This window comes from Shimia sp., assembly GCF_039969785.1.
In the GTDB taxonomy this organism is placed as follows: Bacteria; Pseudomonadota; Alphaproteobacteria; order Rhodobacterales; family Rhodobacteraceae; genus Shimia.
Genome location: NZ_JBDVNC010000017.1, coordinates 21,779 through 39,626 on the forward strand (window position 1 = coordinate 21,779; position 17,848 = coordinate 39,626).

A 17,848-nucleotide genomic window follows, 5' to 3' on the forward strand; every position below is an offset into this window, starting at 1 on the left:
ATTCGTGATTTGCGGGCCAACATCGCGCATGTCTACCTAGCGTCATGACCACACGCCTGCCCACTAACCTTATTCTGTTGTTCGTGATGGAGCTGTTTTCGGGCATTTCGCGCGGCAGCTTTCTTGTCTGCGTAGGCTGGACCACGTTGATCGTCACCAATGACGTCAGCCGGGTTGGGCAGGTGTTTATCATTGCCATGCTCACGCTGATTGTGACGGGGCCGTTTATTGGCACTATTGTTGACAGGCACACCCGCAAGTGGCTGGTTATTCTGGCCCATCTTGCCATCGCAGTGTTGCTTTGCCTGCTTGGGACAATCTGGATCAGCGCGCCCAGTCCCAGCCTGCCGTTCCTATTTGCGGCTATCGCCGCCGCCAGCGCGCTCAGATTGTTGCACAACACCGCTCATGACGGATTGATCCAGTCCATTGTGCCCGCCAACAGAATCATGCGCACCGTGGCACGGTTTCGCGGTGTGCATCTTAGCGCGACGGCGCTTGGCACTGTTCTGGCCGGGTTTGTGATCGAACAAATGTCACCTGCCGCCGGATTTCTGTTTTCCGCCGCTGCATCGGTCTTGCTGATTGTGCCAATGCTGTTCGTGACCGACACGGCCCCGACATCAAACGGATCAACCAAACCCGCCTTTCTGGGTGATCTGCGCGGTGGCCTTGAAATTTTTCGACAAAGCCGGCCTTTGCGACTTTTGGCTCTGCTGGCTGCGGTCAGCCTGCCGATTGGTCAGCTCTCAAACGCTATACTGTCCTCGTTTATCCGGGATGATCTGGGCAAAGGCAGCAGCGCGTTTGGCATCGTGGATGCAGCGTGGCCTGTTGGTGGGATGTTGGCGGCAGGTTTGCTCAGCCTTGGGATTCGCAAGGTCTCGGCGCACAACATGGAATATGTCTTTGCGGTTCTGGTCGGTTGCGCAACCTTCGGGCTGTCACTTTGCACATCGTTGCCGATGCTGGCGCTTTTGCATTGCGCGATGGGTATGACAGTTTGGTTGTGCCGGATTGTCATCGATGGCCGCGTTCTGGAACGCAGCACCACCGACACAATCGGGCGCACCAAAGTGGGTATCGACATGGCCTTTAGCCTCGCGGCGCTGATCATGTGTTTTTCGCCAACTCTGGTCCGTTTGCCCAGCACCGCACCCTATTTCATGGTCTGGGGCGCTCTGATCGTGGTTGTGGCGGGATTGGTTTGGTTTCTGGACGCACGGCGACCACATGGGTCTGATTAGTCCAGAAACGTCTGCACCTCGATCACATAGCCGTTCGGGTCCATGCAAAAGAAACTATAAATGCCGAACCGCTCTATTCGCTCTGGCGCGCCTTTTGTTGGTGTGTTGGCCGACAGCACACGATCATACCACGCATCAACCGCCGCCACGCCATTTACCAGAATGGTGATCATCCCGCCGGACGGGGTTACCTCGCGGTCTCCAAAAGCTTCGCAAACACCTATAAACGCCCCCGGCACAGTCTCAAAGATCATCGCAACGCCCGCATCCCGCTCAATCCGCAACCCCAAAAGATCGCGGTAAAACGGCACTGTTTCAGCCAAATTCGTGCAATAGACCCAACTTATCTGACCCGCCGTCGCGGTCATTTCAGCCGCCCGACGCTGCGCCCAATAAAGATCGCCACAAACATCGTACCAGCCACGGCCTGCAACCCGGTCAATGTGCGCGGCAGATCAGTCGCTGGAGAAATCTCGCCATAGCCCACTGTGGTCATGGTGATCATGCTGAAATACATAAACGCCCCGCGTTTTGTGTCACCAAGGTTTTCGGGCAGGTTAAACGAACCGGGGTCAAATAATTCTATGCGCCAATAAATCAGCCCCCAGATCATCGCCATCAACAGATAGCTGAACACGCCGCTCGACAACCGTTCGTATTCCGAATGCACCGGGGCAAACAGCTGGCGGAATCCGATGACCATGCACCCAAACAACAAAATCGCCGAAACAATGACCAGACCGACATTCACCGACGCACTGGGCCAAAACCCGTTCACGACCACCAGCAAAAACCATGTCGCCACGGGCACAGCCATCACCGCGCGCAACCAAGTGCGCCGCTCTGTGGCGCCCACAACCCCCATAAACAACAGGCTCATCGCAACAAGAGACGCCTCATCCAGCCAGCCGATGTGGCGTTCAAACCCATCCAAAAGGATTAAAAATGTGAGCACACACAGTAGAATGGTCCAGCGATGCGTGGTCATCAAAGACTTAAAATTGCTACTTTTTTGTGTATCTTTCAAATTTTCAGTCCTCGAATTGAACATGCTGTGCCACAGTGGCCGACAAGTGCTGGTTTTAATATATGTCAGCTTATGCTTAACAGTCCTGACATTGGAAGGATATTGCCATGACCGGAATTGAAGACAAACGCATTATTGACCTCGGAATACGTCTATTGTTCCTCGCGGTCTTTCTTTACGCCGCCCTGATGATTGTTGCGCCGCTGGCCGGCATTGTCCTGTGGGCGACCATTTTAGCCGTCGCGATCTATCCGCTATTCGAATCGCTTGCCAATCTGTTGGGCGGGCGCCGCGGTTGGGCGGCTACAATCACCGTGTTGGTTGGCCTGTTTCTGACAATTGGCCCGCTGGCCGCATCTATTGCCGGCCTGGTGGAATACAGCGCCGATCTCATCCATGAGATTTCCAGTGGCACGCTGACCATGCCGCCGTTGCCTGAACGGATCAATGAATGGGAGATTATGGGCCCAAAGATCAAAGAAGTCTGGGCGTTGTTTGACAATAATCTGGCTGCCGCGCTTGACCGCTACGGGTCGTTTATCCTTGAGTTCGGCACATCTGTTCTCGGCAAACTCGCCGGTGTTGGCGTTGGACTTCTGGCCATGGCTCTGTCGGTAATTGTTATGGGCATGATGCTGTCCCCCGGCCCCCAGCTGGGTCATATGCTGCAAAACTTTGGCAATCGCGTCTTTGCCCCCAAGGGCGGAGAGTTTGTTGAACTGGCCGCAGCCACAGTGCGCAACGTATCGCGCGGGGTTTTGGGTGTTGCCGCCATTCAGGCGTTCCTCGCCGGGTTGGTGATGCTGATATTTGGCATCGATGCCGCCGGACCACTTGCAGTTGTCTGTCTGATTCTGGGAATTATTCAGGTCGGCCCCGGCCCGGTGATCATTCCGGTCATTATCTGGGCATGGTCAGCCATGACCCCCGGTATGGCGCTTGTTTTCACCGTTATTATGGTGCCGGTGATGATCATGGACAACTTCCTGCGTCCGATCTTTATTGCGCGCGGTCTGGAAACCCCGATCCTTGTGATCCTCGTTGGCGTGATTGGCGGCGTTCTGTCGGGCGGCATTGTCGGCATCTTTATCGGCCCGGTCATCCTGTCAGTGTTCTATGAACTGGTCATGGCATGGATGGCCGTCGAAATTGACGAAGCTGCGGGCGAGGAGACAGTCGAGGACGCAACATGAAGCGCACATTCTGGTCCACATTTTCGATTCTGATTGTCATCCTGTGCTGGTATCTGGCCGCTGACCGCATCACGCCATTTACCAGCAACGCACGGGTCAAGGCGATCGTCACACCGATCACACCACAAATCTCGGGCAACGTGACCGAAGTGCGCGTTGGCAACGGCGAACTCGTTGAAGCTGGCGATATTCTCGCCGTTATCGACCCGCGCAGCTATGAAATCCAGCGCGACAAGGCCAAGGCCGAACTGGCCAGTGCAACTCAGGACGTTGGCGCTGGATCAGCAGATGTCGAAAGCGCGCAGGCCACGTTGTCACGCGCGCAGGCCGATCTGGAGACCGAGAAGCTTCAGGCCAGCCGGGTGTTCGACCTCGAAGCCAAAGGGCTGGTGCCCATCGCCAAGGCCGACGAATCCCGTCGTCGCCTGTCCGAGGCCGAAGCCGATGTTGAACGCGCCCGGGCCGATCTGGAAAGCGAACAGACCTCGCTGGGCAGCACCGGACAGGACAATCCGCAAATCCAGAAAGCGCTGGCGGCGCTGGCTGATGCGGAACTCAATCTTGGCTGGACCACATTGCATGCACCCGCGCGCGGCGTCCTGACCGACCTCGACCTTGGCGCTGGCAGTTATGCCCGCGCCGGTCAGGATCTTCTGACCTTTCTGGACGCCTCGAATGTCTGGGTCGAAGCATATCTGACGGAAAACAATCTTGGCCGGGTTAGAATCGGCGATCCTGTGGACGTCGTGCTGGATATGCACCCCGGGCGCATCATCAAGGGCGAGGTTGCCAGCTTCAGCTATGCCAGTTCGGACGGCACCAGTTCCAGTCCCGGTCAACTGGCTTCGATCCCGCGCGCCAGCGGCTGGCTGCGCGCTCCGCAGCCGTTTCCGGTGCGTATCATCCTGCCTGACTATAATACCGGTGACGAAACCGACGACGTGCAGTTCAACATCAACGGTCAGGCCGACGTGATTGTCTACACGTCCGACAGTTTTCTGCTGAACACCATTGGACGCGCCTATATCACTGTGGTGGCATGGTTCTCGTATGCCTACTGACACGGGCGGCGCGCAGGCGGTCACAGGTCCCGAACCAGAGCTGATCGATACAGCGCGCCCCGTCCTGTCGCCTGCGGCTGACAAACGTGGTCTTCGACTGGCTTTGGGTGCCAGCGCCAGCTTTGCGCTTGCTCTTGTGCTGGGCTGGCCAATGGCCAACTTCTCAGCGGTGTTTGTGGTGCTGTTTCTTCAGGGTCCCGCCCCGATGCCGCCAAGTGCGCTTTGGAAACTCGTACAGACCGGCTTTGTCTTTCTGTCCACGTCCTGGCTTTTGGCGTCTATGCTGGCGGTCTATCCGGTGCCATTTCTGATGGCCGTCGCCATGGCTGTCTCAATGAGCTTTTACTGGGCCACGCGCGGTGCCGGGACACTGGCCGTTGTGCTGGCGCTGATGGCGGCGCTGATGATTCCCAATCTGGTACTTACATCTCGCGAACTCGCGCTGATGCTTGTGATCTGGGTGCCTGCGAATCTGGCGATTGCATGGTGTTGGACCGTGTTCATGTTCTATGTTTTCCCGCCCGACCCACTTCCGCAAGGGGCTGCCAAAGGCGGCGATGGCAAGGTTGATCCCGGGCGGCTTGTGCTGCGCATGTCATTTGTGACCGTGCCATTTGCCATGCTGTTTTTCCTGTCAGGCAGTGGCATGCTTGTGACGTTGTTCTTTGTTGCGTTGTTGTCGATGCAACTCGCCGCGGCCACAGGTGCCGGGCCGGTTGTGGCCAAGGGCATGCTCAAAGCAAACGCCATCGGAGGCATCGCTGCGGTGATCGCCTATGAAATCACGGTGATTGCGCCGCTGATGCTGGTTGCGATGGTGGTGATGACCGTCGTCGCGCTGGCGCTGGCCCGCTGGTTCGTGTCGGATCGTGCGGATGCATCGCTTGCCGGATCGTCGCTTTCAACCCTGATCATTCTTTACGGAGGCTCTGTCGCGCCGTTTGGCGATGACGCAGACGTTCAGATGCTGGACCGGCTTTTGCAAATTGGCTTTGCGCTCGGGTTTGTTCTGATTGCCTATCTTGTTGTGGATGCGTTTTTCCCGCTGAGACGAAATTCTGATCGCAAACGTGGCGGGCTCAGACGATTAACGCGCAAAGGCCGTGCCGCGCAACGCGCGCAGTCTTAACCCCGCACATCAACCCAAACTGCACCGCCGCAATACCGACGTTATGCCGACGCGGTGCCGAAACCGAATTTCGACGTGGCGCCAGCGCGTTAACCATGATTCGACTGCCCTGTCGCGGTTGATGCGGTTGCGACCCCTGCCGCGATGCTGTTACATCGCGGCAATTGGTTAACATGTGAGGGGCATTGCCGATGGACATCCGTGCAATTGCAATGGGATTGCTGTTTGCATTCCTGTGGTCCGCAGCCTTCACCTCTGCCCGGATTATCGTTGCCGACGCCCCGCCGTTTGCCATCTCTGCCATCCGCTTTTTGCTGGCTGGTCTTATCGGTGTCGCCATTGCCCGCATGATGGGTCAAAACTGGCATCTGACCCGCGACCAATGGCGTGCCACGCTGATCTTTGGTCTGTGCCAGAACGCGCTTTATCTGGGCCTGAACTTTATGGCCATGACCACGGTCGAGGCTTCGCTGGCCTCAATCATCGCGTCCTCAATGCCGCTGATCGTGGCCTTTCTGGGCTGGGCAGCGCTGCGTGAAAAGCTGTCTCCGCTGGCAGCGTTTGGTCTGGTTCTCGGCTTTGCCGGAGTTGTGCTGATCATGGGCGGTCGCATCGGGCAAGGCGTTGATATGTTTGGCGTTATCCTGTGCGTTATCGGGGCAACGGCGCTCGCGGTCGCCACGCTGATGGTGCGCGGGGCATTGTCTGGCGGCAACCTGATGATGATCGTCGGGCTGCAGATGTTCGTCGGCGCAGCGGTTCTGTTTGTCGCATCGCTGCTGCTGGAAACATGGGAGTTCAACTGGAACCTGCGCATGGGCGCGGCCTTTACATTTACCCTGTTTGGCCCCGGTCTATTGGCAACGTGGATCTGGTTCAAACTGGTTGAGCGCATCGGGGCTATCAAGGCCGCCACCTTCCACTTTCTGAACCCTTTCTTTGGCGTTGCCGTCGCCGCCGTCATTCTGGGAGAGGCCCTGGGTCTGACGGATGTGATTGGCGTCGTGATCATCGCAGCAGGCATTCTGGCCGTGCAGCTTTCCAAGCATTCCAACACGCGCAAGTGATGACCCGTTAGCCATTCTCAGGCTGACTTTTGGCCGCGCAATTGGCACAAATGCAGCATGGAATTATTGTTTGCCTATGGCGCTGGCCTGCTGACCCTGATCAACCCCTGCGTTGTGCCGGTGTTGCCCATTGTACTGGCGACATCCCTGCAAGCCAGCCGCTATGGTCCCGCCGCTCTGGCCGCCGGAATGAGCCTGTCTTTTGTTGTCCTGGGTGTGGCGGTCACGGCATTTGGCCACGCCATCGGCCTGACGCCTTATACCATCGCGCGGGCCGGGGCCGTTTTGATGATCGTATTTGGTGCGGTACTGCTAATCCCTCGTTTTTCAATCGCTTTTTCCACAGCGACAGCGGGCATTGCCGCACGCGCCGACAGCGGCATGGACACACTCGAGCGCAATTCTGTCCAAGGCCAGTTCCTCGGCGGCCTGCTGCTTGGCGCGGTGTGGAGCCCTTGCGTTGGGCCCACACTGGGCGGCGCGATTTCGCTGGCCAGTCAGGGCGAAAGCCTGTTCAAGGCTGGGCTGATCATGGTGGCATTCGCACTTGGCGTTTCCACGCTGATCTTAGCTCTGGGCTACGGTGCCCGGTCGGCGCTGCAGTCCCGTCAGGTCCTGATGCGCCGCCTTGCCTCTGCCGCCCGCCCTGCCATGGGCGTGATCTTTCTCGTCACAGGTCTGGCCTTGTTTTTCAACTTACATCACCTGATCGAAGCCTGGCTTATTGGCATCATGCCCGACTGGCTGGTCGATCTGTCTGTTTCTCTCTGACCTCATAGGAGCCTCCCCATGAAACGTCGCGAATTTCTTATACTGACTGCCGCAGCCACCCTGCCATTGGCCGCACATGCCAGAGCCGCCAACTACACCCCCGGTCTGGTCAAAGAGCATCTCGCCGAGGGCGACACAGTGTTCCTTGATTTCAAGGCCAGCTGGTGTTCAACCTGCGCCGCGCAGGAACGGGTGATCAATGCGCTCAAATCGGACAACCCTGCCTACGAAAAAAACATCGTTTTCATTAACGTCGACTGGGACAATTATCGCGGGTCCGACCTCGTGCGCTCAATGAACATCCCCCGCCGCTCAACGCTTGTGGCGCTCAAAGGGGATCAGGAACTGGGCCGCATTGTCGCTGGTACATCCAAGAAACAGATCAAGGCCCTGATGGACTCCGCACTAGACGCAGCGTCTGCCTAGTAAAACTGGCGCTGCGCAGTGACTTGTGCCGCGCCTATGGATGACTTGGCCGTTCGACAGGAAACGACCAATGTCAACCCTCGGCCTCGTCCATCAGCCCGCGTATCCAGCGCGCACAGGCCCATGTTGCCGGAAACGCCAGCGGAAAAGACAGCAGGATCGCGGCCACGGGCGCGATAACCGGCAAATCTATCGCCTGCCACATCAACCCGATCAGAAACAGGTTGATGGCCACCGCCCCCCAGGCAAAAGGAAAGAACCAGATCGACAGCCGCTGAACAGACCAATACGGCCCCTCGTTTGTGTCAATCTCAGTGACTGGTGCCTTCAGAGAATGTGATTTTGTTCCAGACATTGTACTTTCCCGAGGGTTTGCGCATCGGCAGGCGGCGCACTTCTTTCAGCGTGGCAGCATCATAAATGATCACTGCCCCGTCGTCTTCCCAAACAGACACCAACGCATAACGCCCGTCTTTTGTGAACTCGACATGCGCCACTGTGGCGCCTTTGACCGGTTGCAAGGTTTCAACGATCTCAAGGCTTTGCTTGTCGATCACATGCATTTTGTCCTTATTGGGACCAAAGAATACATCCGCCCAGACATAAGGCGTATTCTCATGGCTGCGCATGAAAAATCCCGGCCCTTCGGTCTTGATCTGCTCAACAGTCTCCCACGTGGTCATGTCGATCACCGAGATGACACCGTCTTTGAGATGCGGCGTCGCCATCACGGTTGTTCCGTTCCGTTTCCACGTAATGCCAGACCCCAGATGCGGCATGCCCGGCAATTCCAGATCGGCAATCTTATGACCAATCACCAGGTCAATCACCTGCCCGCCTTCTCCCGACCGGGACGCGCCCATGATGTACTCATAGGTCTGGTCAAAAAAGAAATCGTCCAGATAATCCGGCGTGGTGATCTTACGCACCGGGAACGGGTTGTCATTGGGCGCCATGCCCTCCATCCGCCAGTCATGCGCAAAGCCAAACTGGGGCGGGTTCTTTCCGTAAAAAATCTCCCAGATTTCCGGCACATCTTTCAGCGCCAGAACAAAGCTTTCACGCGGCGGTGCCTGATACACGGCAGACACCCGGCTGGGCGTGCCGTCTTTGCCTTTAACCTCTTGCACCCGCACCACAGACAGATCGTCGGTCGACAGAATGGTCAGCGTATTTGGCAGATAATTCGCCACCGCCAGCCATTTACCATCAGCACTCATGGCAATGTTGCGGCTGTTCAACCCGGCGCGCACGCGGCCGACTTCCTTTAGCGCATATATATCGTATTTCTGCACCCAGCCATCACGCGACATGATAAAAACATAGCGCCCGGTCGGGTCAAATTTTGGCCCGCCATGTACGGCGAAAGGCGTTGGAAACCGGTCCAGAACCTCAAACGTATCCCCATCCAGAACACTCACATGATGATCGCCGGTTTCCACAGCCAGCGTGATGTTCATCGGGTCCGATGCCCAAACAGGCGCCTCAACTGACACATATTCCGGGTTCATGTCCCGGCTCTCTGTAATCTCTGCCTCACCCCAGGGGGGCACATGCTCCAGCGGCGTTTTCAACCACGCCGACAACGCTTCCACCGCTTCGGGCGTCAGGTCTTCTTGGAACGCAGGCATTTGCGTGGCCACCCGCCCGTTCAGAATAACATTTGCCACTTTCGGGCCACGCATCCGCTTTAAAGTCTCCGGAATCAGCGCAGGCCCCGTGCCGCCCAAACGCGCCTCTCCATGGCACGAGGCGCAATGCTCAGCATAATCCGCACCCGGCCCGGCCCAAACGGCTCCACTGGCCACAAACGCGCCCGCCAGAACAACACACCGTCCCGCCATCTTCATTTTGCCAAAAATACTCCCGCCGGAGGCACCCGAAGATGCCACTTGCGCACCGTTGGTCGAGTCAAAAGAACTGATGTTGCGGGTCATGTTTCTTACCTCGGAAAGGGGTGACGCTCAGCCGCTCGGCCTCATCGACACCAATCTCGGAATTGCTCAGGTAACAGGCCGGATCTTCGGCCCATGGATCGCCAGTGACCTGCAAGGCCCGGATGCGGGTGTTGCCACCGCAGACATCCTTGATCGCACAAGCACCACAGCGCCCTTTCAGCGGGCGGGGACGGGTGCGCAACGTTGCCAGCATCTGATCATCACCGGTCCACAGCTCGGAAAACGGTGTCGTTTTGACGTTGCCAACTGTGTAATCCGACCAATACGTGTCGGGATGCACCTTGCCCAAAAAGTCGATATTGGCGACACCCAACCCGGATGAATTACCACCCCACGCCACAAGATGATCCCGCAGGTTGGCGCATTTATCTGTATCGAACCGCTCAGCGGCCCATTGCATGAAATACCCTGCATCGGCATCGTTGTTGCCGGTGACAATGTCCAGCTCACGGCCGCCAGAGGCCGATTCCCAGGCGCGTTCCAACAACAAATCCATACCCTTGCGGGTCATCTGGTGATGCGCGTCTTCGCCCCGGTTCTTGTCACCCCGCCCTGCATAGACAAGATGGCTCAGATAGAACTTATCCACACCCTCATCGTCACACAGTTTCAACAGATCCGGCAAATGGTGCTGGGTACCCTCGGTCAGACAAAACCGCAACCCAACCCGCACGCCACGCTTTTTCAATTCACGCACACCACGCACTGCCGCATCAAACGCTCCGTCAACGCCGCGAAACCAGTCATTTGTTTCGCCAATTCCGTCAATCGAAATGCCGACATAGTTGAACCCGACATCCGCCACCTGATCTGCAGCGTCACCGTGAATTTTGGTGCCGTTGGTCGACAAGGCCAGAACCCGGGTCAGCTTTCTCGCACGCTGTGCCAGTGGCAACCAATAGGGGCTGTCCAGCGGTTCGCCACCCGACAGAATGATGGCAGGCACTTTGAACTGGCCCAGATCTTCCAGCGTTTCAAACGCCTGTTGTTCGGACAATTCGCCGGGAAAATTCACGTCTGCCGACACGGTATAGCAATGCCGGCATTTCAGATTGCAGCGCCGCGTCAGGTTCCAGATTACCACTGGTTTGACCGCGCGGTCCGGGTTGCGCACCCGCACCGGGCTCGGCTTCACAAGCTGATGCATATATTCAGTCAGTCGGAACATGGGTTATCCCCGCTTTCTCAGACGTAACCCGGTCTTTTTCAGAATCCGGGTGGAATAGAGAATGTCGCATCCGTTCAGCGCATCCCCCAAAATATCAGTGATCACAGCGCGTTTCTCCGCAACTTCCTCGCGCGAACTTCCGTGCACCATGGCAAACAGGTTATAGGGCCACATCGGCAACGCACGTGGGCGTTCATAGCAATGGGTCACAAACGGCAATGCACCTACCCTGGCACCCAGCGCAGCCAGCTGCGCGTCATCCACATCCCAAACCGTCATGCCATTGGCCGTCATGCCCAGTTTGTAATGATTTGGCGCTGCCGCAATCCGGCGAATAACACCGCTGTCTTTCATCGCCTGCAGACGTGAGGTCAGTTCCCGTTCAGGAAGGGCCAGATCTGCGGCCACCTTGGCATAGGGGGCGGCAATCAGTGGCAGTCCGCCCTGCAAGGCTTCGACAATTTTGCGGTCTGTAGTGTCAAGTGTCATGCGGCAACCCGAAACCCGATATAAAATTCCTGAAGTTTGGGAAAACACAGCACGGCATGCCCGGTTTCCCTCTCGATCGCATCTGCGGCTTCTGTGATCCCTTCCGGCGTTTCGCAAGCCAGCACAAACCACATATTCAGCTGATGTGTGCGCTCATAATTATGCGCAACCTCGGGGCGGGCATTGACTTTGGTCAGGACAGTTTCAAATTCCGCGTCCGGCACCGCCATGGCGCACAAACAGAAATCTCCGCCCATCGCTGCGGCATCAAAAAACGGCCCAAAACGGGTTAGCACACCCTCTTCGCGCAGCCGCGCCACGCGGCTCAGCAAGGCGTCCTCGCTTAACCCCAATTCATCCGCCAAGCCGGCAAACGGGTGATGATCCAGCGGCAGGTCATCCTGCAACCGGTTGATCAGGTCACGATCAATCTGGTCCAATTCGCTCATGCCGCACTCTCTTTCGGGGCCGTGATCATGGCGCCGGTTTGTTTAAAACAACGGGTCGAAAACAATGCCTGATGACGCACACCCGCCAGTTCCGGAATTTGCGCGGCATTTTTCAGATTTTCCAACGCCTCGCCCTGACTGCGGGCGTGGAACATGGAATAAAGACGGTAGGGCCAAACGCCATCAACGGGTGTGCGTTCGTAACACAGGGTCACACCCTGCTGCGCGGCCAGCTTTGGTCCGGCGGTCGTGATCTGATCATGGGGGATATCCCACACCACCATAGCATTGGCCCGCCAGCCCAATGCGCGATGACGCACGATCACGCCCAGTCGCGAAATGATGCCAGCATCGGTCAGACATTGCACCCGATCCAGAATGCCTGCCTCGGATTGGCCAAGCGCTTGGGCCAGTTCACCGTAAGGGCGCGAGACAAGCGCCATGCCTTTGGTCAACGCCTGCAAAATATCCTGATCGCCCGCCTTCAAGGCCGAACAATCCACTGGGCGCGCGCGCGGCGGCGCACCCTTCAGGCCATCACCGCCGATTAGCTTAAACCCTAGATCAACGTTGAACGGGCGCACCAGCTGCAAATCAAGCACCCGCAGCCCGGTACGCGTTTCAATCCGGGCCAGCGTAGCGTTGACATGGTCCCGATCCGGGCCCGTTGCCACGAACCACAAATTCCAGCGATCTTCGCGTTCATAGGAATGATTTACACCCGGTTCTTGCCCGATGATCGCGGCCACCTCTTCCACCCGTTCGGGGGGTGCCGCCACGGCAGCCAGCGTGCTGGCTGACACCGTATTGGGCGCACAGGTCGCCCCGACACGTGTAATGCGGCCGCTTTTGCGCATCCGTTCCAACCGCGCCAACACATCGGCTTCGGTGATGTCCAGCGTCTGAGCCAATTCAACAAACGGCTGGGAAATAATCGGAAAATCCCGCTGCCAGTCATCCAGCAACAAACGATCAATCGGGTCGGCAACAATTTTCATGATTCAAAGCCCCGTTTTATGTGCGCGCGCCGTAAAAAAGATGCCAGACGGGCTGTCGGCCTCAATCTCTCTCAATTTCTCAAAACTGTGGGTGTCATAGATCATGACCTTTCCGGCATCCCGAACGCTGATCCACACCTCGTTGCCACGCGGCGTGAACTCCATATGCAGCACCGCCGGTCCCGGTTTGAATTCGTGGATCACTTGTTTGGACACGGTATCGATCACCTGAATGGTATCGTTCAGCGGATGCGCAAAGTTCACCCAGACATGCCGTCCATCAGGCCGCGCCATGGCAAAAACCGGCTGGCCATAGGTCTGGGTCCGCCCACTCTCTTGCAGCGTGTCCGAGTCGATCCAAAGCACTTCGTGATGCCCGACAGCAGGCAGAACAAATTCACCGCCTGTATGCGCCCAGCCTTCCAGGTGCGGCATCTTGTAGACCGGCATTTCCTTTTGTCCGCGGCCATAGTTTGGCAATACCCGGATCGGTTCGGGGTTATCCGCCCACAGATCCAGCGCGGTCAGGCCGTCTTCTCCGAACAAACCGGTGATATAAGTGCGCCCGTTGGCTGTGATCAGCGCATCATAGGGACGGTCTCCCATGTCGGGGATTTTGGTGATCTCCAGATCGCCTGACAGATCGGCAATCCAGGTTTCGCCCGTGTCCCACATGGTAAACACAAACCGGCGCCCCGGCGCATCGACCAGACCGATTGTTTTGCTGTCGGTGGGGATATCCGCCACCAGCTCTAACGTGTCGGCATTAAAAATGCGCACACCGCCGGGTTCATAGTTTGATACGGCCACCAGCGTGCCATCGTCCGAAATAGCCCCGCCAATGGCATTGCCCGCCTGCACAACGCGGTTGGCGATTGTTCGGGTTACGATGTCGACCTTGGTCAGCCCGCCGTCCCGGCCAAAAACATAGGCAAAACGTTCATCCGGGGAATAAACCAGCGACGCATGGCTCAGATCGCCCAGCCCTTCGATCCGCGCCAGCGACGCGCGATCTGACTGGTCCACCAAAAGAACAGACCCAGTGGCCCGCTCGATCACCAGACCCAGATCACCAGTGGCGGTGGGCTCTGCCATCGCCGAGGAAAAGCTCATCGCTGCAATCAACGACCACAAAAGGGATTTCATTACATGTTCTCCGGCTGCAATAAATAACGCGCCACCCAGTCAGCCTCTTCTTCGCTGATCAACGGACGCCACGGCGGCATGGCGGTGTCTGGAATGCCATCCAGAATCACGCTTTTCAGCACGTCCGCGTCATAATGTTCGATGGTTTCTGCGCGCAAATCGGGGCCAAGCCCGCCCTTAAGCGTCAAACCGTGGCACGATCCGCAATCCTGATGCACAAGGCGTTTCAAGGCATCCGGATCAATGCTGTCTGCCGCAAGCGCGGCTGTGGCAATCATCAACGCGCCGGTAAATACGGCGTTGCCCGTCAAAGCAGACCGGCGCCGGCGCACTTGACGCACCGGGTTTCGATATGCCCGTTCAAACCTATCCATTTGCACTCACCGCTTCGACGGCAAGATCCTGAGGGTTGGCGGCATAAAGCGAAACGACCTTGCCTATGACAAACAATGTTGGCGGTTTCAGCCCGGCTTCGCGGCAATCCTGTGCGACGCGACCAAGGGTCGAAACCATGCGCTCTTCTTGTGCCGACGTGGCCCGCGAGATTGCCATGACAGGCGTTCTTGCTGACAAACCTTCGGTCATCAGGCCAACCGCGATTTGGCCAATATTGGCGACGCCCATATAAACAACCAGTGTCGTGTCGGGATCGGCCAGACGTTTCCAGTCCAGATCCAGCACCTTGTCGGCCTGACGATGGCCGGTGACATATTGCACCCCGGTGGCCAGCCCGCGATGCGTCAACGGAACCCCGGTCGAACAGGACGCGCCCTGAGCAGCCGTAATGCCAGGGGCGTATTCAACCTCGACGCCCAGCGCCATCAGATAGGCCGCCTCTTCGGACCCACGGCCAAAAATCATCGGATCGCCGCCCTTAAGCCGCGCCACCTTGCGCCCCATCCGGGCTTGCTCGTGCAGGATTTCATTGATCCGCTCTTGCGGCACCAGATGGTTCTTGGGGCATTTGCCAACCGCGATCTGTTCGGCGCCTTCGGGGCACATCGCCATGATCTCATCCGACACCAGCCGGTCAAAAACCACGACATCTGCGTCTTTCAGCATGCGCACAGCCCGCAGGGTCATCAATTCAGGATCGCCGGGGCCGGCGCCGATCAGGTACACTTTACCGGTCATTGGAAGTCTCGCTTGTTCTATAGTCGGAATAGAGACCGGACCCCATGCCGCTATCGGCACCGGAATGGATGTTTCTGGCTCGGGAATCCTGGCGTTTCATGCACCAGAGACTGGCCTTTTAGGCGGACGCTTTCCTTGACAAAAGTTAAGGCGCGCCGTTTTTGGCGCGCCTTAAAAATAGTCATTACTTTTCAGATGGTTATTATTCCACCGTGACCATGCCTATCATGTTTTGCGTTTCCCAGTGCGGCCCGCAAAGATAGTCTTGTGGGCCCGGTTCAAGAAAGGTGAATTCAATCACTTCCTCGGGAAATGCGCGGTCAGATTCCGGTATGCCAGAGCCTTTGACCAGAACACTGTGGCTGGTGCGTTTGTCGACATTGACCCAGCGCACCGTTGTGCCTGCTGGCACGGTGATCTCCGCCGGACAGAAATTGTATTTATACATGGTCACAACAACCACGCCTTCAGCCTCGGACGACGGCCCGCCGAACAGGTCGACATAGCGTTCTTCTGCCTCGCCGCAGATTGCAGATTTGTTGTCATCCCCCGCAAAAACGGGAAAAGCCGCCGCAAGCGACAGCAGGATAATGGGGAGAGTTCGGGTCATACGCATGGGTCCAACTCCTATCATGAAACGTGGCGGCCGGAAAATCACCGGCCGCCACGATTTGTTTACTGACCAACCACGTTCAGTTGCGCATCTGCGTTATCCAGCGCCATGCTGGTGTTCAGCGTGACATGGTGGAACCGCGCATCGGCAAAGTCATCGTGGATGGCGAACCCAACCGTGTAGGTTTTGCCAGCTTCCAGCGGAACATCACCCGGCGCACCCGAATTCAGAGGCCGCGAGAAGACGACAGTCCACAGACCACCCGACAGGCTGGCTTGCGACGCCATTTCGCCTTCGTTTTCAACGCGACGCTCAAGCAGATAGCCATTGGACCCGGTGCCATCTGCATAGACCCGCATAAGGTCCATATAGGTGCCCTCGGTCAAAAGCTGCTCGATCTCTTCTGCAGTTTTGACCTTGTCCCAGCCGCCTTGCGCCTTACCACGACGGCCTGCGACTTCGACCTTTGTCCGGCTTTCAGTCAAGTATTTGGTGATTGTGCCTTCTGCCTGCAATTGCGCGGCAATATCAGCGGCCGCAGCAACACCCTCGGCACCTGGATCAAAGGGCATATAGGTGTTGTCTGCGTGGCAAGTTGCCCAGCATCCGACCTGTTCACCCATCTCGATACCAGTACCGGTGATCATCATGGCAACCTTGATCTGGTTGTCCGGGTCCATTTTGCCGCCTTCGACAAACGGCGCAGGGTTGTGACCCGCATCCGGCCATTGCATCCGCACATAGAGGTTTTCACCGTCATGGGCAGTTTGAACGCTGGCATTGATGAACCCGCGCTTGCCAGGAATGGCGGACGGCTCAAGCTCATCTTTCTTGCCACCACCACCTTTGGCAACTTTGGCACCGATGGTTTCCAGTTCGGCTGCGTGACATGTTGTGCACTGATCGCCGCCTTTGGTCAGCGGACGTGCGCCGCCGTGTTGCTTGCCGTTCTGTACCCATTCAAACGATGCCTGACCCGGGAAGAACAGGGTCAGATCGGCGCCTGCAACAGCGTCCCAGTCGACATTGGCACCAACAGTGTCCCCTGCTGCCGCTTCTGTTGCCTGACCCGCCGCTTTGGCTTGTTCTTCAGCAACTGCTGCTTCTACAGCGCTGGCAATCTGCGCCTGAACTGCGTCACGCGCGGCTTTTTCGTCAGCTTTTCGGGTTGCAGCCTGTTCCGCTTCGATCGCTTCGATCTTGGCAAGGCTGTCGAGGTACTTCTGTGGCACTTCACGCGCGAAATCCGGGTTTGGCGCTTCCAGCGCTTCCAGATATTCCTCATCCGCACGATCCCGCAAATCCGAGTGCGCAATGCCTTTGTGACAGTCGATACAGGTCTGACCGGTTTGCATCGCATTCAGGTGCTGCTGACGGGCACGTGGTTTCTGAAACTCGGGCAACATGGAATCAAAGTGGTGACAGTTCCGGCATTCCACCGAGTCGGTCTTTTTCATCCGCTGCCATTCGTTCATCGCCAGTTGCAGACGATGCTTGTCGAATTTCTCGGGTGTGCTGATCTTGCCGGTGATCTTACCCCAGACTTCTTTGGAGGCTTTGATCTTGCGGATCATCTTGTGCGTCCAGTCTTTGGGCACGTGACAATCCGAACAAACCGCGCCAACGCCCGAGCGGTTCACGTCGTGGATTGTGCCTTTGTATTCTGCGTAAACGTTATCTTCCATCTCGTGGCACGAGATACAGAAAGGCATGGTGTTAGTGGCTTCCATGGCGGTGTTGAAACCACCCCAGAAGATGATCCCTGCGACAAAGGCCACAAGGACGCCCCCGATCGGCATGCCCCAAAGGACATAACGCCGCCAAAGGGGCTTTTTGGTTTCTGTTTCGTTGGTCTGGGTCATCTCCAGGCTCCGTATCTCTCTGAATATGTGCCCCGGCCTCCCGGGAAAACTGGTCTGGGATTGCAAGGAGCGGGGGGCAAAGTCCGGGTCTGTTTTGCTGTGCCCGGGCA

Annotated in this window: 20 protein-coding genes; 7 read left to right on the forward strand and 13 right to left on the reverse strand. The window is 57.3% G+C overall.

Annotation, left to right across the window (positions count from 1 at the left end):
* The first annotated feature begins 44 nt into the window (after positions 1-44).
* Entirely contained in the window at positions 45-1,247 is a 1,203-nt protein-coding gene (locus ABJI08_RS08245; RefSeq protein ID WP_348401344.1) for an MFS transporter, read from the forward strand.
* Here the strand turns inward: ABJI08_RS08245 and ABJI08_RS08250 are convergent.
* Both ABJI08_RS08250 and ABJI08_RS08255 read right to left on the reverse strand, forming a co-directional pair.
* On the reverse strand, positions 1,244-1,615 hold the full coding sequence (locus ABJI08_RS08250) for a VOC family protein (RefSeq protein WP_348401345.1): 372 nt from the start codon (positions 1,613-1,615) through the stop codon (positions 1,244-1,246). The two genes, ABJI08_RS08245 and ABJI08_RS08250, sit on opposite strands and share 4 nt — an antisense overlap.
* Positions 1,612-2,235 carry a potassium channel family protein gene (locus ABJI08_RS08255; protein ID WP_348401346.1) on the reverse strand — a complete coding sequence of 208 codons (624 nt, stop codon included), beginning with the start codon at positions 2,233-2,235 and terminating at the stop codon, positions 1,612-1,614. Before ABJI08_RS08255 ends, ABJI08_RS08250 begins: the two co-directional genes overlap by 4 nt.
* A gap of 146 nt (positions 2,236-2,381) precedes the next feature.
* On the opposite strand from ABJI08_RS08255, the gene ABJI08_RS08260 reads away from it, so the two are divergent.
* From ABJI08_RS08260 to ABJI08_RS08285, 6 genes are all read left to right on the forward strand, one after another.
* Complete coding sequence (locus ABJI08_RS08260; protein WP_348401347.1) at positions 2,382-3,467, forward strand: AI-2E family transporter; 1,086 nt, start codon at positions 2,382-2,384, stop codon at positions 3,465-3,467.
* The gene (locus tag ABJI08_RS08265) at positions 3,464-4,528 is read left to right on the forward strand and encodes an HlyD family secretion protein (RefSeq protein ID WP_348401348.1); all 1,065 of its coding nucleotides are present in this window, start codon (positions 3,464-3,466) and stop codon (positions 4,526-4,528) included. Before ABJI08_RS08260 ends, ABJI08_RS08265 begins: the two co-directional genes overlap by 4 nt.
* The gene (locus tag ABJI08_RS08270; protein WP_348401349.1) at positions 4,518-5,657 is read left to right on the forward strand and encodes a DUF2955 domain-containing protein; all 1,140 of its coding nucleotides are present in this window, start codon (positions 4,518-4,520) and stop codon (positions 5,655-5,657) included. The genes ABJI08_RS08265 and ABJI08_RS08270 overlap by 11 nt, the downstream gene beginning before the upstream one ends.
* A 191-nt stretch (positions 5,658-5,848) precedes the next feature.
* Positions 5,849-6,724 carry a DMT family transporter gene (locus ABJI08_RS08275; RefSeq protein WP_348401350.1) on the forward strand — a complete coding sequence of 292 codons (876 nt, stop codon included), beginning with the start codon at positions 5,849-5,851 and terminating at the stop codon, positions 6,722-6,724.
* A 57-nt stretch (positions 6,725-6,781) separates the two neighbouring features.
* On the forward strand, positions 6,782-7,495 hold the full coding sequence (locus tag ABJI08_RS08280; protein ID WP_348401351.1) for a cytochrome c biogenesis CcdA family protein: 714 nt from the start codon (positions 6,782-6,784) through the stop codon (positions 7,493-7,495).
* Positions 7,496-7,513: 18 nt separating this feature from the next.
* Positions 7,514-7,921: a thioredoxin family protein gene (locus tag ABJI08_RS08285; protein WP_348401352.1), complete on the forward strand. Its 408-nt coding sequence runs from the start codon at positions 7,514-7,516 to the stop codon at positions 7,919-7,921.
* 73 nt (positions 7,922-7,994) lie between these two features.
* On the opposite strand, the gene ABJI08_RS08290 is transcribed toward ABJI08_RS08285, so the two are convergent.
* From ABJI08_RS08290 to ABJI08_RS08340, 11 genes are all read right to left on the reverse strand, one after another.
* Positions 7,995-8,276 carry a hypothetical protein gene (locus ABJI08_RS08290; protein ID WP_348401353.1) on the reverse strand — a complete coding sequence of 94 codons (282 nt, stop codon included), beginning with the start codon at positions 8,274-8,276 and terminating at the stop codon, positions 7,995-7,997.
* Positions 8,233-9,858: a cytochrome D1 domain-containing protein gene (locus ABJI08_RS08295; RefSeq protein ID WP_348401354.1), complete on the reverse strand. Its 1,626-nt coding sequence runs from the start codon at positions 9,856-9,858 to the stop codon at positions 8,233-8,235. Before ABJI08_RS08295 ends, ABJI08_RS08290 begins: the two co-directional genes overlap by 44 nt.
* Positions 9,833-11,047 carry a heme d1 biosynthesis radical SAM protein NirJ gene (nirJ, locus tag ABJI08_RS08300; RefSeq protein WP_348401355.1) on the reverse strand — a complete coding sequence of 405 codons (1,215 nt, stop codon included), beginning with the start codon at positions 11,045-11,047 and terminating at the stop codon, positions 9,833-9,835. Before nirJ ends, ABJI08_RS08295 begins: the two co-directional genes overlap by 26 nt.
* A gap of 3 nt (positions 11,048-11,050) precedes the next feature.
* A complete protein-coding gene (locus ABJI08_RS08305) occupies positions 11,051-11,536 on the reverse strand; it encodes an Lrp/AsnC family transcriptional regulator (protein WP_348401356.1) in 486 nt (161 codons plus the stop codon).
* Entirely contained in the window at positions 11,533-11,985 is a 453-nt protein-coding gene (locus ABJI08_RS08310) for an Lrp/AsnC family transcriptional regulator (RefSeq protein ID WP_348401357.1), read from the reverse strand. The genes ABJI08_RS08305 and ABJI08_RS08310 overlap by 4 nt, the downstream gene beginning before the upstream one ends.
* Entirely contained in the window at positions 11,982-12,983 is a 1,002-nt protein-coding gene (locus ABJI08_RS08315; protein WP_348401358.1) for an Lrp/AsnC family transcriptional regulator, read from the reverse strand. The genes ABJI08_RS08310 and ABJI08_RS08315 overlap by 4 nt, the downstream gene beginning before the upstream one ends.
* 3 nt (positions 12,984-12,986) lie before the next feature.
* Positions 12,987-14,129: a cytochrome D1 domain-containing protein gene (locus ABJI08_RS08320; RefSeq protein ID WP_348401359.1), complete on the reverse strand. Its 1,143-nt coding sequence runs from the start codon at positions 14,127-14,129 to the stop codon at positions 12,987-12,989.
* A complete protein-coding gene (locus ABJI08_RS08325; RefSeq protein WP_348401360.1) occupies positions 14,129-14,503 on the reverse strand; it encodes a cytochrome c in 375 nt (124 codons plus the stop codon). The genes ABJI08_RS08320 and ABJI08_RS08325 overlap by 1 nt, the downstream gene beginning before the upstream one ends.
* Positions 14,496-15,263 (reverse strand): uroporphyrinogen-III C-methyltransferase, encoded by a 768-nt coding sequence (cobA, locus tag ABJI08_RS08330; protein ID WP_348401361.1) that lies wholly within the window; start codon positions 15,261-15,263, stop codon positions 14,496-14,498. Before cobA ends, ABJI08_RS08325 begins: the two co-directional genes overlap by 8 nt.
* Before the next feature lie 202 nt (positions 15,264-15,465).
* Positions 15,466-15,873 carry a plastocyanin/azurin family copper-binding protein gene (locus ABJI08_RS08335; RefSeq protein WP_348401362.1) on the reverse strand — a complete coding sequence of 136 codons (408 nt, stop codon included), beginning with the start codon at positions 15,871-15,873 and terminating at the stop codon, positions 15,466-15,468.
* Positions 15,874-15,938: 65 nt separating this feature from the next.
* A complete protein-coding gene (locus tag ABJI08_RS08340; RefSeq protein ID WP_348401363.1) occupies positions 15,939-17,738 on the reverse strand; it encodes a NapC/NirT family cytochrome c in 1,800 nt (599 codons plus the stop codon).
* Positions 17,739-17,848 lie beyond the last annotated feature (110 nt).